This window comes from Arthrobacter sp. SD1074B (genome assembly GCF_056780195.1).
This window is the reverse complement of the sequence record NZ_JBRAZT010000001.1, coordinates 478,128-499,963: the sequence shown is the minus strand read 5'-3', so window position 1 is coordinate 499,963 and position 21,836 is coordinate 478,128. Positions and strand designations below refer to the sequence as shown.

Genomic DNA, 21,836 nt, shown 5'->3' with positions numbered 1-21,836 from the left:
GCTATCCGAAACGATTGAACGGCGACATCTAGCCGCGGCGAATGCTTTGGCTTGTTCGCGCCAAGATCGTGTATCTCCCCTTGTGCATATCTGTCTCGATCCCTGCCCTACTGCGGCAGGCCACGCCTGGTGCACTTTCACACCTCGGGCACGACCGTGCCATGCCCTTTCGCATCTGTTCTTCAAGCCTGCGATTTTCCTCCGCCCGCATTCGCTCCCACTCCCTGGCCTCGATTCGCTCTGTAACCAGCTGTGGCGGGCTGGAATGCGCACTGATCCCCTCCGCGTAATTAACCGTGAGCTCCGGCCGCTTCTGGCCAAGGTCAGCCAGCCACACGATTTGTTTTGGGGATAGTGGCGCACCGCCGGGTGAGGACCACGAGGGCTGCCCCAAGTCGTCCTCCCCAGGAAACTCGGGCGCAAGAAGAGTGCCGGCGCCCACGTGTTCGCAGGCCCGCTCCAGGAGGGCGATTTCGCCTGTCACTATGCGCCGCGCATCCATGACGGCGCCATAGGAGGAACGCAGGTTGATGCGCACGTTGACGCCTACGAGCTTGTCAAGGAGGTGGCTCAGTGCACCCCGGGCACTTTTAAGGGACTGGATCAGCTCCGGGAAGGTACACTCGACCGCTTCGGGAAGTGCCTTGGCGATGTCCCCTTCCTCGGGAAAGGCCCAGTGTTGGACATTCTCTGTGTAGACGCGAGTAACGTCGTCAATGACGTCACCAGTCAGATTCTCGTTCCCTCGAATCTCGCCGAGGAAGGTGGAGACTGTATCAGGCTCCGCCACGGCCATCTCCCACTTGAGAATATCGAGCAGGGCCCTCCGGGAGAGCCTTTTCTTCTGGTACATTTCGACGGCCCGATTCAGCTGGGAGAGTTGATCGTCCGCGCTCTGGATCTTGTTCACTCGGACACCGTAGCCTCAAAGATTTGACCCAAAGTGCGGCGTTCGACAGCTGCACGGCCCGGCGGGCGAGGGACCTCTCGTAAACGAGCAGAAAAGGTATGATGAAGGTCACAAAATCGGTTCGCGCGGGTGACGGGGCGACAGCCCGATCATAGCCCGCCAAAAGCAAAGCCGACCCTGTTCTCAGATCCAGGCGGTCATCAAGCCCGTCACGGTCCCGGGCCACCGATCCGTCCACCTCGCCGGGGAGGGGCCAGCGAAGCGGGCGTCCCCTCCCCAACCACGCCTCAGTAACCCCTGAAGAACTCGTGCAGCTTCCGCCCGACCATCACGGTGAGCCAGCCGAAGCCGGTCAGCACAGCGAAGGCAGTGCCGGCGATCGCGAGCCTCCAGTACCACTCGTGGGCGTCCAGGAACCACATCCAAAAGGTATGGAGGATGGGCTGGAGCCCGAATGCCGCCCAGACTGCCTGGGCTGTCCCGAACACGATGGAAGCCGCTATCGCCAGCGGCAGGAGCGCAGCGCTGATCTGGCCGACGGTACGCCAAGTCACCGTTCCTCGGAGCCGTGCGACGTGTTCACTGGCTCGTCGGACCTGCTCGCTAACCTGCGTGCCGGCTTCGTTGAGCGCGACGCGACTCTCCTCCAACTGGGCCAGCATCGGACGGCTTGCATCAGCGAAAGCAGTCTGCATGGCGTGCTCGTGTTCCAGAAGCTGCTTGCCGAGTCGGGGAACCAGGTAACCGGCGAGCTTGTCGTGGTCGACGTTGACGGCACGCTGGCGTTTTACTTCGTCAGCCAACTTCAGGTTCGTCGCTGACAGCGCCATGATCTGCGCGGCCACTTTCCGCGTCAACGCGAGGGCGGACAGGTCGGAGGCCCGGACCATCGACCCGTCGGGCAGCTGCACGCTTCTTGAACTCGCCAGCACTTCGAGCATCTCGCTTTGTGTCTTCGCCAGCGTCCTCAGCATATTCTCGAGCGAGTCGTTCGCGGAGGCGTCGGAGCGCGTCTGCTGCTGCGTCGACCGCTGCCTCTGCTCCAGTGCCAGCCAGACGCGGGTCGAGATCTGTGTTGCCTCGTTGGTTGCCTTCACGACCTCCTGCTGGTTCTTCTCGATTTCGTCGAGCCGGGCGTGCAAGACGCTCAACAGCTCCGAAGTCCGCTGGTCCACTTGTTGCTGGTGCTGCTGTTCGAGACGATCCATGATTGTCACGCTGTTGCTCCTTCAATTCCTGTTTCCTTGCGAAAATCTTGTCGAGGCCGTCGGCGGTGAACTCCGGCGAGAGTGCGGAGGCCTTGCGCCGGCGGATCCGGGGGTCCTTGCCCGGGGTAGTGTCATCCCGCATCTTGTACGTGATTCCCGCTGCCGTGTCACCGGCTTTCCTGCTGCGGTACCCGTCGCTCTTGACCTTGTGCCGGGTAGTGACGACGTCGACTCCGCGGGCATTGCATGCCGCGGTGAAGGTCGCCATGTCAACCGCGGAGGGGTCGAGGGCGGCCTCCGTGATTGTGTCGCCGAACTGCTGATCGAAGGCCGCCATGTCGCCGCGCTTTTGAGCCCAGTAGGAATCCTTCTGCGCTGGCTCGGCCGTGATGACCTGCATGCCTTCCTCGCGCATCAGTTCGTCATTGGCGCGCCTAACCTGCCAGTGCACGCGGAAGTCCCGTGGCGCTCTGCCCGTCAGGGTGTCGTGGTTCAGGATCGTGATGTGGGCGTGGACGCAGCCGCCCTGGCCGTCGTCGTGGACCACGACCATCGCTGGACTGTTGGGCCGCATCTTCTTCGCCAGCAGGAACGCCAAATCCCCCGCCCTCCGTAGGTCAAAGGGATCATTGACATCCAGCTCGTCGGGATGGAAAGACACGATGTAGGAATGTGCCTTCACTCTGCGGCCGTTCTGCTCGGCGAGCAGGTTGCCCATCTTGATGAACGCGTCGATGCTCGGTGCATCGCAGTAAGACCCTGGAGCCAGCCGGTCAGTACCTGCCGCTTTGTGGCCTTTTTTCTTCGCCCCGACGCCGAGCTCCAGGTAGGCCGCCCGGGTACCCAAGTCGTAGACCGGAGACACCGTCGTGATGCTCATGACCGCTCCTTCCCGCTGAGCACAGAAACCATGCGTTCATAGTGCTCAGCCAGTTCGTCGACCACGGGGGCGAGAGCTCCAAGGTCTACCTCGCGCTTATGCGCCAAACGGCTCAACTGGTTGAGATTCACCCCGACGCGCTTCACGGCCACCCGCGCAGCATCCAGAACTTTGAGCTGCACCGCAGTGAGCACGACCAGCGGCGGCCCGGCCGCCCCGCCGCCGCCGACGTGCCCCTCGGCCTGCTTCGCCGCGGCAAGAGCCGCGCCCCGAACGAAGGCCGACGGCGCCAAGCCCCGCCACGTCGCCACCTTCTCGACTAACGCGAGTTCAGCTTCGCTGACCCGCGTGTCGATCCGGCGGCTCCTGGGCTCCGGAGCAAGCTGTTGCGAAGTGCTGCTCATATACCCGCCTCCGTCCAGTCCTGAAGCACGAAATCTGCGGTGGAAAACGAACGCAAGCAGGCACTCTGTCCGACACCGCTTCGCTCGTCGTCCAGTGCGCCGCTTGCGAGGGGCTGGGCTCCGCCCTTCCCCCTCGACCCCCAAACCCGAACCACGGCACTGCACCCGGGTGCTTCTTCACCCAGGTACTGGCCGCCGACGACACGCTGCCCGCCGGTCACGGCGCATCCTCCGTGCTGCGCTGAACGTGCTGGGTAATGGCATGCTCGTCGCCACTGCGGTCCCCAGGCGTCGGCACCGCCCTCGAAGTCCTCGCCCGTGAGGACCGCTGCGCCGACTCGGCGGTAAGCTGCGCACGCGCTTCAACCTCGAGCTGAGCTGCCGGCCCAGGGTGCTTATCGCGCATCAACATGAGCATCCTCGTGTCCACGGCCTGCTGCTCCTTGCGCTCACGATCCCGCAGGAGCCGGAGCTTCTTCGCTGCCGCTGCTTTGACGGCTGCAACCTCATCTTCAATGGCCATAGTGTTTTTCCTTTCGTGGGTTCTCCAGCCACAGGTGGCGGGCTGGAGGTTACTGAGTTACGCCGCGTCTACGGTGCGGTCCTTGCCCGTAACGACGTTGCTGGCCCGCAGCATGCGGTCATAGCTATCTCCCTCGAAGCCCAGCCGATCCGCGATCCAGTTCAAGCTCTCTGTCAGAGTCACTCCAGTGCGCACCCTGAGTTTCATGTCCTGGTGGTGGGGCGTCATGGTCCCTGCTTCAACGTGAGCCATCCTGCATTCCTCGGCCAGGCGTTTCAGGGTAAAGAAGTGTTTCGCGTATACGAACGGGTCAGTTTCGCGTACTTCCCACAGCGACAGGTTCCCTGACAGCACTCCGACTTTGATCTGGTCCAGGCGTGTCGGGAGCTTCAGGGGCCTTGCGAAATGGGCCTCCACTTCCCCGCGCCAATCAAAGTTGGCCACGACCTTGGTATCCGGGTACCGGTGCTTACCGAGAGCCTGCTGAGTCGGATCTTCGTGGGTCAGATAGCGAAGGTAGCTCGCGAAGCCGCCCCTGCCACCCAAGATCTGGACTAACTCCAGGGGTACACCGAACCACTCGGCGATTTGCTCACGGGTGCGGGCATCCTTGCACTGCAACGCGACGTGGACGTGGGGAGGAACCAGGCTTCCATCATGACGACGGTCCTGGTCGTGCTCAGTCCATGCCCACTTGGTGATCGAACGGTGGGCAAGGCCCCGCTGGAGTTGCGTCGGGGTCATGAGTGCTTCGCCCGTTTCCGGATGACGGCGGTACTGCGTGATCTTGAATGAGCGATAGCGAGGGGGCGCGGGCTTCTTGTCCTTGGATTTGGACTTGGATCGGACAGTAGATCGTCCAGGATTGCGCGGACTGACCGCTCTCGAAGTGTCGTTCGCGACGGAACGGTTTTTTGCTGCCGGCATTAGTAACGCACCTCCTCGGAGGTGCTGCGGTGCTCCTGGGAAAGCAGCCAGGCTTCGACAGCCGCAGACCGGTAGCGGACCGTTTTGCCCAGTCTGATGAAAGCGGGACCGCGGCCCGTGATACGCCACTCGCTGAGAGTGCGCTCGGTGACATCCAGTTGGCCGGCGAGGGCCGGCGGAGTGAGAAGGCTGTCCAACACGGGGACGCGAGTACTTGAGATATCGCGTTCGATGGCCGCTAGGCGTTCGGCGATGGAGCTGAGGGTGGGTCGGCTTATGGAAATGGATGTAGTCATAGGAATCCCTTGCGGCTTTTCAGCGGCAAGAGGATCACCCGACGAACCATTTCAGATTTCTATGTCGGCCGTGCACCTTGTGGTGCGTATCCACTCGGGGAGATTACTCTCCACTACTCCTTGTGACTGTTTTCGGAGCATTGATCTCGTGTGTCACACAGTATACACACATGCGTGAGTCGTCCCACGAATCCTCACATTCTTTTACGTAATCCAAATATTTTGGGCTGGCACAGCTCAGCACAGTTCGGGGCCATATCCCCATTGCAGGTATCCGGTTGACGTCCCTACGTCCTATCGGGCCAATGACTGCGCTGGTAATGACGGAGAATCAACCATCGGCCCTCGGTGTGTCGCGCACAGTTAGGCACAGTGCGGTTTCAGTCTCACTCAAGAAAAACTTCCTCTGGGCACGCGGGCGTAGAGCCCAACAGTGGCAACAGATCCGGCCCTGACCTTGCCGCCGCGGAGCTTTCGAGCACAGTTGAGCACGCCAATTTTCAAAGGTTTTGATGTCGGGACAAACTCGAGAATCGGCGGTACACGCGGCACACGCCTTAAAGCAGCGGGATCCCCTGATAAACCAACGAAAAGCGCTCCCAGAGGATGTGCCACTTTTTGTTTCAATAACGCTACACGGTCCGGCGAAATCACAGATCCCCGTACTCCCAACGCCTTTTAGACGCTTGACGAAAAGCCCAAACTCACATTTACTGACACTTCATCCGCACCACGGCGACTGCAAGAAAGATCGGGCATGGGGAGTATCCATCCATACGAAAATAAGAGCGGCAAGTGGTACCGCGTGCTCTATAAAAAGCCGAATAACAGTCAGGGCCAGAAGCGTGGGTTCAAGCTCAAGCGTGATGCACAGGCTTTCCTGGACGCCGTGGAGGTTTCCAAGAGAAGCGGTGAGTTCATAGCTCCGAGCGATGGTCGCATCTCTGTCGAAACCCTCGGGGTGGAGTGGCTGGCAGCCCATAGACACACGGTCAAACCTTCAACGTTCCACAGCATTGAGAGCGCCTGGCGGAGCCACGTCCATCCCAAATGGGGCGACCGCTTTGTCTCTTCGCTGCTGCGCTCGGAGATCAAAGCGTGGGTAGCCTCCCTCTCAGAGCATCGCAGTCCCACAACGGTTTCACGTTGCCTCGGCGTACTCTCAGGGATTCTTCACGACGCCGCGGAAGACAAACGTATCTCCTCGAACCCGGCGGAGGGCGTCAAAATCGCCCGCCGGACGAACCGTCCCCGTGGGTACCTGACGCACAGCCAGGCTGAGGCCCTTGCCTTGGAATCCAAGTACCCCGATTTTGTGCGGTTCTTGGCTTATACCGGTCTTCGATGGGGTGAGGCCACCGGCCTGCGGGTCGGCCACGTGGACCAGTCTGCGCGGCGCGTAATCATCGTAGAGAACGCCGTCAACGTCAATGGCAAGATGGTCATCGGCACACCGAAAACTCATGAGAGTCGTTCCATCGTCTATCCAGCGTTTCTGGCACCTGCCATTGAGTCTGCCTGCGCCGGCAGGGAAAGTCATGCACTCCTTTGGGGCGATGGTGCGAATTACCTTCGCCCGGGAAACATGGAGAGCGGGTGGTTCGCTGCGGCCCGGAAACGCGCGCAAGTGAACGACCCGGCGTTCCCTACGATCACACCCCACGACCTCCGGCACACCGCGGCGTCGCTTGCCATCAGTGCCGGCGCCAACATCAAGGTGCTCCAGCGGATGCTCGGGCACGCATCGGCCGCGATGACGTTGGACCGTTATGCCGACTTGTTCGAGGATGACTTGGACACGGTCGCTGGCGCGTTGCACCAGGCCCGGCAGGATCAGCTCTGGCAACGGGGCGCCACGGCGCCTGAGCCCTGAACTCCAGGATGGTCGGCCTCCCGGCCTCCACGGCAAGCCGGGCTGGACTTGGGCGGCCGACCTAGGCGGATCACGGACAGTCAGGTCCCTAGCACGGTGCACCTGGTCGAAGGGGGCGCACCCGCTGCACAGGTTGCCCGCGACCTCGGAATGTCCCGCGCGATGTTCTATCGACGCTCCCAAGCCCTGGCGCCCTAGAGGGTCACAGCCAGCGCTCCCCTACCTCGGGCGATTCGCTGCCTCCCTGGGGCTCTGGGCCCTGGCCCGGCCGGCTGCGGCTCACCAGAGTGAAAGTGAGAGGGCTTCTTCGTACGCTTTCATGATGTCCTGGCTGATGCGGCCGCGGGCGCTGGGGTTGTGCCCGTTGGCCTCGGCCCATTCCCGGATCCGCTGCGTCTGTTCCCGGTTGGACGTGGTGGCCCTGCTTCTCTGGCGGGCTGAGGAGCCACGAATACGCCGGCCGCGGGCAATGTAGGGTCCCAGCGTCTTGCGCAGCCCGGCTGCGCTCTCTTCAGCCAGGTCGATTTCGTACTCGACACCATCGAGGGCAAAACGGACGGACTCCTGGGCGTCTTCGCCTGAAATGTCATCGATCAGCTGAACGTGAACTTTGCGGGCCAATGGGGTTCCTTTGCTCGGATTAGCGGTGTTGCTCCCCCATGCCAACGCCAGTCTTATCTTTTAGCTCACACTATTTCACACTCGGTTCTCGGCGCTCTCAGGTGCTGGCCGCGCCCACCCTCAACACTGTCCGCGACATCGCCGCTGGCGCCAGGCCGCTTAACCGGCAGCATGGCCACTGACGACCAAACTCACACCGGCAAAGTTGGGCGCAAGGACAGGGAATGGCCTCGCCGGAGTGTTGACTAGGTCTGGCACTCCCTGACTGGGCGGCGCCCATAGCTCACCTCTGCTTTTGAACCGAAGACAGAACTGCAAGACGCTCGAGACATTAGAGAGCACCTGTCCTTACAAAGACCTGCCCGTTTTGCGGAACGCGATCACTGAAACGGATGCCTATCTCAATGCCTTCCGTTGTCGTTTGAACGCTCGTCTGGTCACGCGATTCGACCTGGATTGAGGTGACAGTACGTGCGAACCGGGATCCATCGTTAGCTACCACGAAGCAAGCATCTCCCTCCGACAGGAGAATGGCGGCCTCCGCAACCACTACGACGATGGATCCTTTGAACCGCTCGGTGTAAGAACCCACCCGCTTGTAAGCACTCGAGCTGGGATGAAATGAATGAGCATAGAGAGCCGCCTGGAGGGCCACACCGAGCGCTCGAATACCCTTGAGATAAGCAAGCTGAAACGTCTCATCAAAGGTGTCTTGAATCTCGGCACCGTGTGCGATGTCATTCCTCCGCGTGCAAAGGTCGTCGAGAAAAAAGAGGGCGTTCTCGTGGGGCCCAGGCAGTCCCACATTCCGAAGAGTGGCACACAAGGCGCTGTCTCGAAGGGATAGACCCCAAGCCTCGTCGGCTCCAATATCTCCGAGCATTGAGAGGACGGTCGAACTGCGGAGGTTGGCCGAGTGATGAGCAAGTGCCACGGAATTGATACTCGAGTATTGATGTCGCTCAACCAGGGTCGCATTTTCAAGAAGGACACCAACGTCCTCGTTCGCGTAACGAGGGACACCCTTCTGTATCAGCGAGATAACCTCCATTGACTTGGCAAGGTGTCTTTTACATACGTCCTGGGCAAGGGAGGTGCCACTAGCGGCGCACTCTTCGGCATAATTCTTCAGTAGCAATTCTACGAATGCCTCCCACGCCGCATATAGCTCGATGACTGCCCCTGAGTACTGGGCTCGTCGCCGTGAGGCCGACGAGGGCGCCAAAAGAGCTCGAAGAGTTTGTTCCGCTATCGGGCTAAGCGCAAGCGCCCCTGATCTGCCGAGCCGCCTGATGTCGTTCGTAGCCTGCTGCATGCGAATTTCGTGATCGAGTTCTTGGAGGCGCTCAATAAACGCTTCCAGGGCGGCGATCATCCTGCTGGTGAAATGAAGTTAGACAGAAATTCATTTAGTGAGCGGACGCGCCTCGCGATATCAGCGGCATCCGCAGTACGGCCGCCCCACTCGTTAGCGTTCTCTTCGTAGTAGGACCTGAGCCCACTGCGAATTTCCTCCGCCTTGCCGATTAGTTCGCTCGATTGAGGCAACAGTTGAGATAGAACTATCATCCACGGGTCGTACGCCGCCAAAGTCGATCGCCGGTTCCAGTTCCAAGTCTCATTTTTTCGCGGCCGCCATAGGTAAAAAGCCTCCTGCCCGAGAAGGTCCTCCGCGAACGTAATAGTCTCCACGAACAGGTTCGATAGCTCTCCCAGGAGTTGAGGGGAGAACTTGTTCGAAGCTTCGAGGTAGCTGTCGAGATAATCCCTAAGGGCCAGGCTTTTCTGGAGATCAAGCAGCTGACGGTACGCGAAAAACCTCAGGACTAGCTCTGCATCTGCCATCGATCTATAGTCTTCGTTGCTCCACACGCTGTCGTCCGGGGCGGGCTCACCGGACTGGACTTCCACGTCAGAAGGCTCGGGGATGCCCCATAGACGGCAAAGCGCTCCGGTGCGAGCTAATGTACGGCAGAGCCGATTCATTGGACCGTCTCTCAGGGCATTACGACTCTCCTGGGGAGTCAGCCGCACCCCGCCGCTGTTGATCCTCTCAAATACCAACTGCTTCAGTTGCTGAGCTAGGGCAGGGGTTTTAGCCGTCTCTTGCAGGAGAATGATGGATGAAAGATATCTGCGGTCGATGCCCTTCCGTATCTTCTCGGGCAGTTCTGTATATCGCATACCATTCAGTTGCGCCCATTCGACCAGACCCACTAGGGCGAACTTGTCGGCATAGAAGTCCGAGATGGCAGTCAGACGCTGCAGTCCGTCCATAACCTCGTAGTGACCGAATTCGTCCTCGTAAAGGAAAATCGGCGGGATGGGAACGTTCATGATGAACGACTCGACGAGCCTAGACTTTGCCGTCGAGTCCCAACGATGCCTACGTTGAAAGTCAGGATTCAGTTTGTAATCTCCGCTGCTAAGCAACGTCGGAACAGCGCTAAGAGGATATCTAGCTTGGTCCGTCACAATCCGGACTTCACCCTCCACGTACCGCGTCTCTGGATCCATAGCTGGTAGCACTTGCTCGGCTTCTTTTGAGATATCCACTCTCTCACCGGGCAGCAATTCAAGGCGAACTTCGGTCATGAATGAAACCTTTCCCTAGTAGGTGCAAGCTTGCCATACGTGGATCGAGGCAGCCGACCTCCGCCCCGCAGTCCTCCCACTTTGGATCCCTCCCCCGCCAGCGGCTGGGCATTTCTTACACCTAACCGGGTCGAGGTGATCTCCGTCGACAGCGCCCACCGGCCGGGGCCCTCCCCGCCCGCCGGTGAAGCGCCCCACGACTCGCCCCGCCGATTACTGTCCAGAGGGGATGAGAGGCGAGTTACTACAGGCTCACCCCACATACTTTAGAAATGAATTGGCTGAATGAGGTCCTTATCCCGCTCCTGGCTGCCACAGCATCCGCACTTGGCATCCTAGTTGCCCTAGATCAGGTGACAGCTATGCCACGTATACGCCGGCAGAGCACGTTTTGGCGGGAAGCCCGTCAAAGCTCCAGTCTCGACCGGGACGAAGAGATTTATCTAAGCCTCGAACGGGACGCCAACGCAAGAGTCATCGCGCTTCAGGCACTTCCGGCTAGGAAGTTTTTGTACCCGTCCGCCCTCGTCGCTTTGGGCGTGTATACCTCGTGGCAGGGTGGATACTCAGCCGGAAGCATTCCGCCCGACGCATTTTCTTGGGCGCAAGTTCAGCAAAAGTCGAGTGAGTCCGGGTTGGAACTGCCGTTACTAGTCATAATTCCACTCATCACCTTCGTGGGATTGGTCGGTTGCATCAACGTCATACTGGAGCGCAGCCGAATCATCAATGCTTATCGGGATGGGGAGACCGTTGACCGGTGGAACTTTAAATCGCAGGGTGATGATTGGCCAACAACGAAAGCCTTTGGGTGCCTAGGCACGTTTGCCCTATTCCTTACTGGGTTCGGAGCGCTCTGCCTGTCCGCCGCGTTCGGAGCGTCAGCTGGTGCACGAGATCACCACCTGTCTCAACCACTCCCGCTGTGGACACTCCTCTTATTGCTCATCGGGGTGCCCCTTCTCATGATCGGGATACACGTCTTTAGCCGGATTGCGCAACATACCTCAGTGGCATGGGTGCATCCACGGCCGCTGACTCAAAAGGTCCGAGCCAAAAAGTCAAGCGCTGCACACCGCCGTGCATTCAGGGAACATACGATGTCGTCCTGGCCCGGTAGAGCTCGACTGCCGGCACAAGAAGCCCGTCGCGTCCGCGTCCCGCCACGCCCTACTCGGTAGCCGGAGGAGGGAGGCCGCCGCGGCCGTGAACGGTTACCCTTCCCAAATTTCACTATTCAAAGGAAACCTATGGTTCGGCGTAGCTTAATGCTGTGGTGCGGCCGCGGGCCTGGGCACCTCTTTGTCCTGGTTCCGCCCTTGGGTTGTACGCCGGCGCGTGGTCGCGGTGGATGGCGGTCCGCCGCTGGTGAGTGGCTGCTGTGGTTCGCCCTGAGTGGCGGACCGCCCGGTCTGCGGGAGGTTTCGCCCCCCATGGGGTCAGTGGCCGGGCAGTTGCGATAAGGGGGGAATCCAGCCGCCCGCCCTTCCACCCTTTCGGGTGGAAGGGCCTGGGCTCTGCATTGGGGGTTCAGTTACCCTGCCTAAGCCGGACTATTCGCCCTCGGTGGTGTTTTTGTCAATGATGATCTGCTCCACGGCACTGGCGGTGTATCCCCATGGGGTGAGCTGGTTCAGGTAGTCGAAGTGCCGCTTCTCGGCCGAGCGTCGTGAGTCTTTCTAGATGGTTTTCTCGTACCCGGCGCAGATCAGGGCGATCAGGGAGAACTCGGCCCGTGCGGTGGTTTTGGCGGTGTGGTCCCGGAGCGGGTTCCAGCCCCACCGGTCGGTGTCTTCCACGTCCTGGCTCTGGTGTTCACAGTTGCCGCAGCGGGGGCGCGGGCGCTGGTCGTCCCCGACCTCGTCGTCGCCAGGCCGTCTGCGGGCGATGTCTTCATTACCGCCTTGAATGGGGTGGCGCCCGTCGTCTTTTGGGTGTGGTGGTCACGGGGTAGCTCGCGGCGGGCAGGGTAGGCTGCATCGAAATACTGACTCTGAGAAATGGGGGAACTTATGAGACTCGAGCTGTGGCATTTTTTGGTCATCCTGCCTTTCCTGATCACCGGCGCGGTGGTCTTCCTCATTGCCCGAGCGGCACGTAGGGGCCGCGCCGGGGACCCCGATCACGGTCCTGGGAAGGGCCCGGCCAGCTGACGCTCCCCACCTCTTCTCGGCATAACGAGAAGAGAGCCGGCAATATGTGAACTGCTCCCCGAAAGTTGGACTGAGAAATCAGTTCTGACTTTCGGGGAGCAGTTTTATGCATGGACGAAGTTCGTTGTCCGAGGAGCAGCGCGAGGCCGCGGTGGCGTTGTTTGAAACCCGTTGGGGGTGCTTTGGCGGTAGCGACTCGACTCGGAGTAGGTAGAGGTGCCATCAAACGTTTATGTGATCGATGGCGGACACGCCGAAGTACGACGCTGGTGGCGAAGCCAACACGGCCGGTGTTCTCGTTTGAGTTCAAACTTGATGCTGTGCAGCGGTACCGCGCGGCCCACGGGAGGATCCTCGCCCCTGTTGGGGTCAGTGGCCGGGTAGTTGCGACAGGGGAATCCAGCACCGAACAAGAAGGTGTCAGATTGTTTGTGTAGGAGGGCTGTAGTCGCCGATTGATTGGAGAATCATTGTGGCTATGACTAAACCCCGTGAAGCATCGCCGGAGGAGTTGGCCCGCAGGGCTGCGGCGGCCGGCAGCATGGACGCGTTGAAGGCCTCCGGGGCGTTCGATGAGCTGATGGCGCAGATCGATTCCGGGCAGCTGGAACTCGACGGCAAGGACGGCTTCATCCAGCAGCTGATCAAGGCCTCGCTGGAACGCGGGCTGCAGGCCGAGCTCTCCGGCCATCTTGGCTATGACAAGGGCGACCCAATCGGCCGTTTCCTACCCAACTCTCGCAACGGGTCCTATCCGAAGACGCTCGGAACGTCCGCCGGGGACGTGGATCTGGCCGTGCCGCGGGACCGTGACGGCTCGTTCACCCCGCATCTGGTCCCGAAGGGTGCCCGCCGGACCGGCGGCCTCGATGACATGATTATCAGTCTCTACGCCGGCGGGATGACGATCCGGTACATCGCCCACCATCTGGAATCCACGCTCGGCACGGAGCTGTCCCACGAGACAATTTCCAAGATCACCGACGAAGTCCTCGATGAGGTCCTGGAATGGCAGAAACGACCCTTGGAGCCCCTGTATCCCATCCTGTATCTGGACGCGATCATCATCAAGGTCCGCGACGGACACCAGGTGCAGAACCGGGCCGCGCACATCGCGGTGGGTGTGGACATGGAGGGCATCAAGCACGTTCTGGGCATCTGGGTTGAAGCCGCCGAGGGCGCGAAGTTCTGGGCCGGGGTCTGCGCCGAGCTCGCCAACCGTGGCGTGAAGGACGTGCTGATCGTCTGCTGCGACGGGCTCACCGGGTTCCCCGAGGCCATCGCCGCGACGTGGCCGGCAGCGACCGTCCAGACCTGCGTCGTGCACCTGATCCGTGCCTCGATGCGGTTCATCGGCTACCAGGACCGGAAGAAGGTCGCCTCGGCCCTGCGGCCGGTATACACCGCCCCGACTGCCGACGCCGCGCAGGACGCACTAGATGCGTTCGAGGCTACCGATCTGGGACGGAAGTATCCCGCAACCGTCCGGACCTGGCGGAACGGGTGGGAGAAATTCATCCCGTTCCTGGCCTTCCCGCCGCCGGTGCGCCGCATCATCTACACCACCAACGCGATCGAGTCGCTGAACTACCAGCTGCGCAAGATCATCAAGAACCGCGGGCACTTCCCCAATGACCAGGCCGCCGTGAAGCTGCTCTGGCTGGCGATCTGCAACATCGAAGACAAACGCACCAGCGAACGGGCCAAACTCGACGGCAGAGCCCGGGAGAACCGGTCCAAGACCGTCAACAAACTCATCGAAGGAACCACCACGCAAGGATGGAGCGAAGCCCTCGGCGTCCTCGTCCTGAACTACCCCGACCGAGTCGGACCCTACCTAAACCGATAAGACTCCACCCCACTTACACAAACAACTTGACAGGCTCCCGAACAAGAACACGCCCTCGGAGCGTGGATCCACGGGCAAAGGCAGAAGCTAAGAGAAGATACCCTCCCCCTGACAGGCGGCCCAGCTTGACGCCGCGGTCCCGGGCTGGCAGAAAGGGAGAACGAGGGGCCGCCCGGTCCGGTCCTGAACGCGTCACCGGATTCCGCCCCCGCATCTGTTCAAGGACGGACTTGAACACCGTGGCCAGCGGACTCGACCTGGCCTGACGGGATCGGTCCCTTGGCAAAGAATTGGCAAAGGAATCGCTGTGAAGTGATGTCTCCGACCGTCGGAGACTGTGACCAAAAGCCCCCCTTTTAGCTGGAATACCAAGGCTTTTCGGGATTTTCCGCGGAACTGCGGGGATGATGAAATGGGTTCAAATCCCACCGTCACCGCGGATGAGAAAGGCCCTGCTTCCCTTGTAAACAAAGGGGAAGCGGGGCCTTTTGTTTTGCCTGGAACGGGCCAGCGGTAACAAGGATTTGACGGGCGCTCTCCGCCGGCAGCGCCGGGACCGACGCGCAGTCCCGCGACCAACTCGCTCACCGGGAAGGCCGGGCCTCCTGCACACTGCCCTTGGAGAGCCAGCCACCGGCGAGGATTAGCCGTTTGCCTCTGAGCTGGCTGGGTTCCGGCGACGTTCCTTGAGTCCTGACCGCACGGTAGTGAAGATCGCGATGCCCATGCCCACTGCGGTGAACCACAGACCCTCCGATCCCTGAAGGGCCATAGCCACCGAGACGATCAGGAGTACTGCGGCAACTATGAGAACTGCCCACCGTCCTGCGGTCATTGATTCTTCTGTTCGGTGGATTGGTGAAGCGTACGGGGTGCGCGGGACTTCGCATCATGCCTGCGAAAGATCAGAGCGACCACCACCATGGCCACCACGCCAACCAGCACGGACGGCACGGCGCCGATGGAGCGCCAGAAGAGCGTGAACGGCAGGAACCCGGCCGTGAAGACGATTACATTGCGGAGTGCTCTGGTCTTAGGTGGCATTGGATTGCTCCTTCGATGCGGAACCCGGGTTGGACTTGCTGAGTCAGATACATCCCAACCTTGTGACATGCCGCGAGCCTATCCACTGGGGCAGCGAACGCAAGTCACAGCTGAGGCTCCCCGCCAGAGGACAGACGCGATCTGAGTTCTTCTGCGTGAGCAGCAATCAGCCGGCGCCGCTCCCGAGTGAACCCTCTGACTTGCATGTCCAGGATTGCCCGGCAGCTCAGTTCGTCCAGCTCAAGAAGTTCCATCAGACGACGGCGTGCTTCGTCGAAGTCCTCTGAGTCCTCGACCACGTGGAAGACTTCCTCCCGCCGATCCGCCGCCTTCACGAGGGCGTCCACGACTCTCAGAGTGTCCTCAACATGCCTCCGCTGTTCCGCGTCCATGCAGCGATTCTTCCACGCACGACTATTGCCGGCTTAGCCGTGGCCAACCAGCTGAGCCGGCCAGTTCTGCCACAGATGCCCCAGGCATTTCAGCTGGTCAGGCCGCTGTCGGGAAACTCACAGCAGATCGCTGGGAAGTCCCCAGTGCCAGTGGTGTACCTTGCTTGGCAGACACCCCCCAAAAAACCCAGAAATGAGACCGTCCTCCGTGGCAACCGATTACGACGAACTTCGCTCCGACGTCAAAGAGTCCCAGCACAACTCCCTGGAGGCACTGCGTTCAGCCAACACCCCTGACGCCCGCAGCGTGGGCCGGGAGCTGGACGAAGCAGAGACAGTCGACGGGGTTGATCTTCCGGGGGACTTCATCGCCGAGGAACTGATCGTTCAGGTCATCCCCCAGGCGGACGACGAGTTCACCTGCTACTCGTGCTTTCTGGTCCGCCACCGCTCCCAAGTGGCCCGCCAGAAGAACGGCCAGAGCTACTGCATCGAATGTGAAGGCTGAACCAAAGTACTGGTCGGCTCCAACACGCGTGGTCTGACTTCCCCGGGGAGCCGCGCCAGGCAGGACGCTGTTAGGCGCCAGCGCGATCCAGAAAGCCGGGGTGTTTGGGGTCTGTAGCTTCGTAGGCCAGGTCGGCGTCTTCGTCTGTGAAGACAGCTCGGCGTTCAGATCTGTAAGAGTCCAGCTGCTGCTGATGCTCAGCTTCACTGCTCCGGTGCCACACACTGGCTCTGCCGCCGCTTCCAGCGCAGTGCCTTCATGGGGCCATTGTGCGCCGGAGGAGCCCACACCGGAAGTGGTGCGGGCCCCTCCATGGGCAGATCCAGCAGTGTAGTCAGGTGGGCGTCCCGGCTTCCCCGGGCGCCAGTCCGCTCCCACAGCTCAAGTTGGTTTAGCCGGCGGCCGAGCTACGTCGAAGATACGTTCTCGATGCTGGCATCCACATCAGCACTGCACCGGCAAGGGCCAGGACCAACCCCGCAACTACCAGCGGTGTTGGTGCGGCACTCAACGCACCTGCCAGGGACAAGATGGCCACGATGGACAGAACAAACCTGGCCCAATGTTCGCCTCGCAAAAGCCTGACGGCCGCCCAGGATTGCAGGACCGTCACCGGGAGAACCAGCCCCAAGGTAACCGCGAACAGATCGGAGTCTGTCGGCCACACGGCCATCACGATGGCCGGTACGACTCCTGAAACGAGCGCACTGGCAAGCCAGAAGTATGTTGATGCTCGAAGGACCGCAGGCGCTGTGCCTGCCGTCGTCTGGTCAACAAGATGGTCCATTTTGAAGTCCCCATTCTTCGCACATGCTGCGCCACTTGATGGGCGGGCGCGAAATCCCAAGATTACCTCGGTGCGTCGAACGCTATGCGGCTGGTTCTTCGTCCGAGACAGGCTTCCGGGCCTGCGCGATGTCCGCGGTGGAATTCAACAGGTCGATCTTACGAAGAGCGCGGAAGATACTGGCGAGAATCAGCAAGGCTCCCAGGAGAAGGAAGCCCCCGCACAGCGCGAGCAATGTGTAGAAGTCCTCATCACTGCGGTATGCCGCATTGGCGACCCAGCCTCCGGGCGGGACGAGGAGTATCCAACCGACGGGCACCAGGAGCATTCCCGTGAGAAAAACCGGTGCGTTGTGCCTTCGACCCATTTCATCCCCAAGGAATTGTGAGGCCCCAGAGTAGCCTGTGTCACGCCGGGAGGTGGTGAAGTGGCACTTTTGGCGAGGTAAGCGGCAGCGTAGACCGCAAGGTTGCAGAGCACTCTGGTCTAGCTGGACTTTCTGGCGGTGCTCTTACTCGTGGCCAGGAACGTCGTCACGCCGAGAACCAGCGAAACAGCAATCGCGATGTTGACGGGCATGTTTCCGTTCACCCAGAGGGCGGAAAACAGCGAGAACGCTGCCACTGACAGCCCCGCAAGAATGGCAAATGTCCTGGTCCTGCTCTTAGTCCCCATGCGGCGAGCCTACGCGCCAGCCCTCGGAAGGCAAGTCACAGCCGGCGGGCAGCGCGTGAGCGCTGCGCCGGCTGGAAGTAGTCGGTGAGAAAGCCAGCCAGTAGACCAACCAGGACCAGCACGAGCGCCGGCGACAGCGTGACCGGGCCAATGAAGTCACGGATGTCGACCCTGAACACGAGCATCAGGACGATCACGAGCAGAACATAAGCCACAGCCAAGGCTGCGCTGACCACAGTGATGGTCTTTCCTCGCGTCCACCGCTTCTGCTTGGGGAACTGCTTCGCGTAGTCTTCCGCTGTGCCGAATTCGGCTTGCGCTGTCCCTGTGGCGGCTTCATGGGCCCGGACTTCATCCAGGGTTTCGGCTATCTCAGCTTCAGAGAGCCGGCGGACTCTGAGGTTGAAAGTCAGGCTTCGCTCATAGCTCATGGTTGGTCCTGTCGGGTCCTCCGATCCATGATGGCCACCCTGGTCGGCTCCCTGCTCGAAACGCCGGTCGACGATAATGCGCAGACACCGGCCTTAGCCGGGCAGTAAAAAAATACCTTGATTCCAGCTATAACAACCCCGCTCTAGACGTGGCCATGGTCGCCGAAAGGTTCAACCTCTCCCGTCGCTCTCTGTTCTACGTCTTCGAGAATGACGAACTCCGCCTGGGTGAGCGTATACGCGCCTTGAGAACCCGCAAAGCCTTCGATCTGATCCTTCAAGCAGGTACCCAAAGCATCACCTACTCAGAAATAGCGACCTCGTGCGGATTCAGCAATGTGCAAAGCCTGCGCCGTGCAGTAAAAGAATTTACCGGGATGAACGTGAGGGACATCCATCGCTCCGAGACCGTCGCTCGTGACGCACTGCAACAGCTGCGGGAGTCACTGAACTCCTGACGCCTAAGCACGCTGGGGGAGCGTCAATTGACGACATCCCGGGCACTCCTCAAAGCTGGATTCGGCGTCAGAAGCCAGCGCGTCTAAAACAGGAGAATCCCAACGGCGAAGCGCGTCTTCTAATCCCCCGCGCCGGACGACGAATGTGCGCTGAGGTAGGTTTTCCCAGACGTTCATTTCAGATTTCCAGCGTTTCGCATCTTGACCATAGTGCCGCCAGAGTTCTAGTCGTGGATTGTTGACTCTCCATTGGGCTTGGGTGAGGTTTGGGTATCCGGGGTCTATCACGATGAGTACGCCATCATGCTTCCCCTTAAGCCAGCGGCGTATCAGTGCATTCACGCCGGTTCGAGGGAACGGGGCTCGTTAACTTACATAAAGTCCACCGTCGGCAAACCCCTAGGGATTATCAGAAGGGGCGAAAAACCCGAAAAGACGGGTAAGCCTCAACACAGACAGTCACGTTGAGAACGGCGCCCGGGTTTGAAGTCACCGCAATGACGACCGGTCGGTCAGCGAGCCTGTTCCCCGGTGCAGCCGCGGACGAGAGAGACCGTGGACAGGGCCATGGCGGGGCTTCGAGGCTTAGGTCCGGGGCAACCTGGTCGAGAGCCTCGCGGTCGCGTTTGCGATGTCACGCCCGGAGAGGAACCCTTTTTGGCGACCCCGGTTGCCAAGGGGATGTTCTCCGCCACCGAGAGGGCGGGCACAAGCTTGTGTTCTTGGTAAATGGTGGCAATGCCCGCCACTTTGGGGGCCATGGTGCTGGCGTGCATGAGCTCGCCGTCGACTTAGACGCCGCCTTCATCGGTGGTGTAGGACCCACTGAGTCCTGCTGGCCCAATGCGGTTTGCCGAGACTCCCAAGCACCCTGAGGAAAATACCGGGACGGCTGATCGGTGTGGTCCAGCAGCCGGTCGGCGAGCTGGCACCCAGAGGTGCTACCAAGGCGTCAGCTATGCGCTCCCCGCAACCGCGTGTAGGTCAAACCCGGGACGAACGGCGACTGCGTGGTGGCCTTTTCTGTCGCCCACGGCATACTGCCAATCGGTCAAGGCTTCCGCCCCCTCAGCATCTTGAGATCAAAACGGCACAGAACGGGCGGGCATCTTTCGACCCTCAAGTGCAACGTGCACGCCAAGACCCCTTCGAATTGTGCAACCAGCATCCGTGCGGGCAGGGCGGCATGTATAGCGTGATTTTCCACACAGCGTATCTAGCAAAGCTATGAGGAGAAACACATGCCGAACTACAGGGTGTCGATGGACATCGGGGGAACGTTCACGGACATTGTGGCGTACGACCAGCAGTCCGGAACCTATGAGGCGACGAAGGCGTCCACCACGCCGGGCAACCTGAGCGCCGGTGTCATCGCCGGACTCGAATCGATTGTTACGGACCTGTCCGACATCGAGTTCCTGGTCCACGGCACGACCCAAGGCCTGAACGCGTTCCTGGAACGCCGCGGTGTGCCGGTACTGCTGCTGGCCACCGCCGGAGTCGAGGACACCTACCACATTGCCCGCGGCCCCCGTCTCGAACTTTACAACGCCCAGTACCGCAAGCCAGAGCCGCTGGTTGAGCGAAAAGATGTCATCGGCGTCGGAGGCCGGCTTGACGGCCAGGGCCACGAAATCCGCCCCCTCGACGAGGTGGCCGTCCGGCAGGCGGCGCGCCGCGCCGTGGACGAGGGGTATGGCGCCGTTGCCGTCGCATTCCTCTTCAGCTACAAGAACCCGACGCACGAACTCCGCGCCCGCGAAATCCTGCTCGAGGAACTGGGTGAAGACTTTACCGTCTCCCTGTCACACGAAGCAGCCAAGGAATGGCGCGAATATGAACGCACCTCGTCGGCCGTCGTCGAGGCCTACACCGGCCCGGTGGTCCGCAACTACCTCCTGGATCTGGAAGAGAAACTAGCGGACCGCGGCGTAGAAGCCCCGCTGCACATCATGCAGTCCTCCGGCGGCGTCCTCACGGCCGAGTCGGCCCGCAAGCGGCCACTCCAGACCCTGCTCTCCGGCCCCGTCGGCGGCGCTATGGGCGACGTCGAACTGGCCGGCGTCTCTGGCAACCGCAACCTTATCGGCGTGGATATGGGGGGAACCTCCTTCGACGTTTCGCTGGTGGTTGATGGCAAGCCCGACGTCTCCACAGAGGCGCACCTTGAAGGCCTGCCGATGCTCATGAGCGTCGTCAACATCCACACCGTGGGCGCCGGCGGCGGCTCGGTAGCCTGGCTCGAAGCCGGCGGGCTCCGTGTCGGTCCGCGCTCGGCCGGAGCCACCCCGGGACCGGCATGCTACGGTCGCGGCGGCACCGAGCCTACCGTTACCGACGCCAACCTCGTGCTGGGCCGTGTCGACCCCGATTGGTTCGCCGGTGGCCAGGTCGCTTTGGACCGGGAAGCGGCTATCACCGCGCTTAAGACGGTGGGCGACCAGCTTGGTCTGGACCCTATCGCGATGGCCGAAGGCATCTGTGATGTCGCCAACTCCCAGATGGCCCAGGCCATCCGCACCATCACCATCTCCCGCGGTATCGAACCCCGTGACTTCGCCCTTGTGGCCTTCGGCGGCGCCGGCCCCATGCACGCTGTCTTCCTTGCCAAGGAACTGGGCATCCCCGAAACCGTCGTTCCCCGGTTCCCCGGCGCATTCTCGGCCTGGGGGATGCTGCAAACCAACATCCGCAAGGACTTTTCGGAGCCGTATTTCTACCTTGACGAGGACATCGATCCGGCGGACATGGCCCGAGTCCTGCGGTCCATGGAAGTCGAGGGACTGCGTTCGTTGGTCTCGGAAGGCGTTCCGGAGGAAAGCCGCCGCACCACTGCCTCGGTGGACGTCCGCTACCAGTCCCAGGAATTCTCGCTGAATGTACCGCTGACCTCGGCGGACGAACCAGAATCCGCCGACTTTGTCGCCAACCTCGCCGTCCGCTTCTCGAACATGTACCACGAACGTTACGGTCACTCCAACCTTGGCGCGCCCATCGAGATCGTCGCCCTGCGGACGCAGGCCGTCGGGGACCTGGGCCGGCTGGAAGCGCCGCTCTTCGCCCCGGCTGAGAGCTCCGAATTCAAGCACGAAATTCGCCGCGTGGTCTTCGACCACGTCGAACACGACACCACGGTGGTCCGCCGGGACGATCTGGCCGCCGGCCACAAGTTCGAAGGTCCGGCCATCATCGTGGAGCAGACCGCCACGACCGTGGTGCCGCCAGGGTTCGACGTCACCGTCGACGAATTCGGCTCACTGGTCATCCGCACCCAAGACGTCGAAGGAAACTGAGGTACCGAT

At 61.1% G+C, this 21,836-nt stretch carries 20 protein-coding genes and 1 pseudogene; 5 read left to right on the top strand and 16 right to left on the bottom strand.

Features of this window, described 5'->3' with window-relative positions:
• Positions 1 to 28: 28 nt before the first annotated feature.
• The 7 genes from ACUYM2_RS02395 to ACUYM2_RS02365 form a co-directional block, all read right to left on the bottom strand.
• Entirely contained in the window at positions 29 to 910 is an 882-nt protein-coding gene (locus tag ACUYM2_RS02395) for a zinc finger domain-containing protein (protein ID WP_481598617.1), read from the bottom strand.
• 287 nt (positions 911 to 1,197) lie between these two features.
• Positions 1,198 to 1,713, bottom strand: a complete 516-nt coding sequence (locus tag ACUYM2_RS02390) for a hypothetical protein (RefSeq protein ID WP_481598616.1) — start codon at positions 1,711 to 1,713, stop codon at positions 1,198 to 1,200.
• Entirely contained in the window at positions 1,706 to 2,998 is a 1,293-nt protein-coding gene (locus ACUYM2_RS02385; RefSeq protein ID WP_481598615.1) for a relaxase/mobilization nuclease domain-containing protein, read from the bottom strand. The genes ACUYM2_RS02390 and ACUYM2_RS02385 overlap by 8 nt, the downstream gene beginning before the upstream one ends.
• The gene (locus ACUYM2_RS02380) at positions 2,995 to 3,402 is read right to left on the bottom strand and encodes a hypothetical protein (protein WP_481598614.1); all 408 of its coding nucleotides are present in this window, start codon (positions 3,400 to 3,402) and stop codon (positions 2,995 to 2,997) included. The genes ACUYM2_RS02385 and ACUYM2_RS02380 overlap by 4 nt, the downstream gene beginning before the upstream one ends.
• A gap of 217 nt (positions 3,403 to 3,619) precedes the next feature.
• Positions 3,620 to 3,925, bottom strand: a complete 306-nt coding sequence (locus ACUYM2_RS02375) for a hypothetical protein (protein WP_481598613.1) — start codon at positions 3,923 to 3,925, stop codon at positions 3,620 to 3,622.
• 57 nt (positions 3,926 to 3,982) lie between these two features.
• The gene (locus ACUYM2_RS02370; protein ID WP_481598612.1) at positions 3,983 to 4,852 is read right to left on the bottom strand and encodes a Rep family protein; all 870 of its coding nucleotides are present in this window, start codon (positions 4,850 to 4,852) and stop codon (positions 3,983 to 3,985) included.
• Complete coding sequence (locus tag ACUYM2_RS02365) at positions 4,852 to 5,148, bottom strand: helix-turn-helix transcriptional regulator (RefSeq protein ID WP_481598611.1); 297 nt, start codon at positions 5,146 to 5,148, stop codon at positions 4,852 to 4,854. The genes ACUYM2_RS02370 and ACUYM2_RS02365 overlap by 1 nt, the downstream gene beginning before the upstream one ends.
• 757 nt (positions 5,149 to 5,905) lie before the next feature.
• On the opposite strand from ACUYM2_RS02365, the gene ACUYM2_RS02360 reads away from it, so the two are divergent.
• Positions 5,906 to 7,021, top strand: a complete 1,116-nt coding sequence (locus ACUYM2_RS02360; RefSeq protein ID WP_481598610.1) for a tyrosine-type recombinase/integrase — start codon at positions 5,906 to 5,908, stop codon at positions 7,019 to 7,021.
• 279 nt (positions 7,022 to 7,300) lie between these two features.
• Here ACUYM2_RS02360 and ACUYM2_RS02355 read toward each other — a convergent pair whose 3' ends face one another.
• The 4 genes and pseudogenes from ACUYM2_RS02355 to ACUYM2_RS02340 form a co-directional block, all read right to left on the bottom strand.
• The gene (locus tag ACUYM2_RS02355; RefSeq protein WP_481598609.1) at positions 7,301 to 7,642 is read right to left on the bottom strand and encodes a histone-like nucleoid-structuring protein Lsr2; all 342 of its coding nucleotides are present in this window, start codon (positions 7,640 to 7,642) and stop codon (positions 7,301 to 7,303) included.
• A gap of 331 nt (positions 7,643 to 7,973) precedes the next feature.
• Entirely contained in the window at positions 7,974 to 9,017 is a 1,044-nt protein-coding gene (locus ACUYM2_RS02350) for an MAE_28990/MAE_18760 family HEPN-like nuclease (RefSeq protein ID WP_481598608.1), read from the bottom strand.
• Positions 9,014 to 10,237 carry a GmrSD restriction endonuclease domain-containing protein gene (locus ACUYM2_RS02345; RefSeq protein ID WP_481598607.1) on the bottom strand — a complete coding sequence of 408 codons (1,224 nt, stop codon included), beginning with the start codon at positions 10,235 to 10,237 and terminating at the stop codon, positions 9,014 to 9,016. The genes ACUYM2_RS02350 and ACUYM2_RS02345 overlap by 4 nt, the downstream gene beginning before the upstream one ends.
• Before the next feature lie 1,553 nt (positions 10,238 to 11,790).
• Positions 11,791 to 12,021, bottom strand: a pseudogene (locus ACUYM2_RS02340) (ParB/RepB/Spo0J family partition protein); the annotation flags it as partial.
• Between the two features lie 910 nt (positions 12,022 to 12,931).
• Here ACUYM2_RS02340 and ACUYM2_RS02335 point away from each other — a divergent pair.
• Complete coding sequence (locus ACUYM2_RS02335; RefSeq protein WP_481601384.1) at positions 12,932 to 14,239, top strand: IS256 family transposase; 1,308 nt, start codon at positions 12,932 to 12,934, stop codon at positions 14,237 to 14,239.
• 643 nt (positions 14,240 to 14,882) lie between these two features.
• Here the strand turns inward: ACUYM2_RS02335 and ACUYM2_RS02330 are convergent.
• The 3 genes from ACUYM2_RS02330 to ACUYM2_RS02320 all read right to left on the bottom strand — a co-directional run bounded on the left by ACUYM2_RS02330 (position 14,883) and on the right by ACUYM2_RS02320 (position 15,675).
• Positions 14,883 to 15,074, bottom strand: a complete 192-nt coding sequence (locus ACUYM2_RS02330) for a hypothetical protein (RefSeq protein ID WP_481598606.1) — start codon at positions 15,072 to 15,074, stop codon at positions 14,883 to 14,885.
• Positions 15,071 to 15,283, bottom strand: a complete 213-nt coding sequence (locus ACUYM2_RS02325) for a hypothetical protein (protein WP_481598605.1) — start codon at positions 15,281 to 15,283, stop codon at positions 15,071 to 15,073. The genes ACUYM2_RS02330 and ACUYM2_RS02325 overlap by 4 nt, the downstream gene beginning before the upstream one ends.
• Before the next feature lie 104 nt (positions 15,284 to 15,387).
• Entirely contained in the window at positions 15,388 to 15,675 is a 288-nt protein-coding gene (locus tag ACUYM2_RS02320) for a DNA gyrase subunit A (protein WP_481598604.1), read from the bottom strand.
• Between the two features lie 208 nt (positions 15,676 to 15,883).
• On the opposite strand from ACUYM2_RS02320, the gene ACUYM2_RS02315 reads away from it, so the two are divergent.
• A complete protein-coding gene (locus tag ACUYM2_RS02315) occupies positions 15,884 to 16,183 on the top strand; it encodes a DUF4193 domain-containing protein (RefSeq protein ID WP_481598603.1) in 300 nt (99 codons plus the stop codon).
• A gap of 1,273 nt (positions 16,184 to 17,456) precedes the next feature.
• Here the strand turns inward: ACUYM2_RS02315 and ACUYM2_RS02310 are convergent.
• Together ACUYM2_RS02310 and ACUYM2_RS02305 are read right to left on the bottom strand one after the other, a co-directional pair.
• Positions 17,457 to 17,645: a hypothetical protein gene (locus ACUYM2_RS02310; RefSeq protein ID WP_481598602.1), complete on the bottom strand. Its 189-nt coding sequence runs from the start codon at positions 17,643 to 17,645 to the stop codon at positions 17,457 to 17,459.
• Positions 17,646 to 17,680: 35 nt separating this feature from the next.
• On the bottom strand, positions 17,681 to 18,076 hold the full coding sequence (locus tag ACUYM2_RS02305) for a hypothetical protein (protein ID WP_481598601.1): 396 nt from the start codon (positions 18,074 to 18,076) through the stop codon (positions 17,681 to 17,683).
• Positions 18,077 to 18,231: 155 nt separating this feature from the next.
• Between ACUYM2_RS02305 and ACUYM2_RS02300 the strand changes: the two genes are divergently transcribed.
• On the top strand, positions 18,232 to 18,534 hold the full coding sequence (locus ACUYM2_RS02300) for a helix-turn-helix domain-containing protein (RefSeq protein ID WP_481601383.1): 303 nt from the start codon (positions 18,232 to 18,234) through the stop codon (positions 18,532 to 18,534).
• A gap of 1,241 nt (positions 18,535 to 19,775) precedes the next feature.
• Entirely contained in the window at positions 19,776 to 21,827 is a 2,052-nt protein-coding gene (locus tag ACUYM2_RS02295) for a hydantoinase/oxoprolinase family protein (protein ID WP_481598600.1), read from the top strand.
• Positions 21,828 to 21,836: the final 9 nt, after the last annotated feature.

Coding starts and splice junctions, on each gene's coding strand:
- ACUYM2_RS02365 (WP_481598611.1), bottom strand. CDS start 5,148: ATGACTACATCCATTTCCATAAGCCGACCCACCCTCAGCTCCATCGCC.
- ACUYM2_RS02295 (WP_481598600.1), top strand. CDS start 19,776: ATGCCGAACTACAGGGTGTCGATGGACATCGGGGGAACGTTCACGGAC.
- ACUYM2_RS02320 (WP_481598604.1), bottom strand. CDS start 15,675: ATGGACGCGGAACAGCGGAGGCATGTTGAGGACACTCTGAGAGTCGTG.
- ACUYM2_RS02325 (WP_481598605.1), bottom strand. CDS start 15,283: ATGCCACCTAAGACCAGAGCACTCCGCAATGTAATCGTCTTCACGGCC.
- ACUYM2_RS02330 (WP_481598606.1), bottom strand. CDS start 15,074: ATGACCGCAGGACGGTGGGCAGTTCTCATAGTTGCCGCAGTACTCCTG.
- ACUYM2_RS02385 (WP_481598615.1), bottom strand. CDS start 2,998: ATGAGCATCACGACGGTGTCTCCGGTCTACGACTTGGGTACCCGGGCG.
- ACUYM2_RS02345 (WP_481598607.1), bottom strand. CDS start 10,237: ATGACCGAAGTTCGCCTTGAATTGCTGCCCGGTGAGAGAGTGGATATC.
- ACUYM2_RS02370 (WP_481598612.1), bottom strand. CDS start 4,852: ATGCCGGCAGCAAAAAACCGTTCCGTCGCGAACGACACTTCGAGAGCG.
- ACUYM2_RS02305 (WP_481598601.1), bottom strand. CDS start 18,076: ATGAGCTATGAGCGAAGCCTGACTTTCAACCTCAGAGTCCGCCGGCTC.
- ACUYM2_RS02300 (WP_481601383.1), top strand. CDS start 18,232: ATGGTCGCCGAAAGGTTCAACCTCTCCCGTCGCTCTCTGTTCTACGTC.
- ACUYM2_RS02360 (WP_481598610.1), top strand. CDS start 5,906: ATGGGGAGTATCCATCCATACGAAAATAAGAGCGGCAAGTGGTACCGC.
- ACUYM2_RS02310 (WP_481598602.1), bottom strand. CDS start 17,645: ATGGGGACTAAGAGCAGGACCAGGACATTTGCCATTCTTGCGGGGCTG.
- ACUYM2_RS02335 (WP_481601384.1), top strand. CDS start 12,932: ATGGACGCGTTGAAGGCCTCCGGGGCGTTCGATGAGCTGATGGCGCAG.
- ACUYM2_RS02375 (WP_481598613.1), bottom strand. CDS start 3,925: ATGGCCATTGAAGATGAGGTTGCAGCCGTCAAAGCAGCGGCAGCGAAG.
- ACUYM2_RS02350 (WP_481598608.1), bottom strand. CDS start 9,017: ATGATCGCCGCCCTGGAAGCGTTTATTGAGCGCCTCCAAGAACTCGAT.
- ACUYM2_RS02380 (WP_481598614.1), bottom strand. CDS start 3,402: ATGAGCAGCACTTCGCAACAGCTTGCTCCGGAGCCCAGGAGCCGCCGG.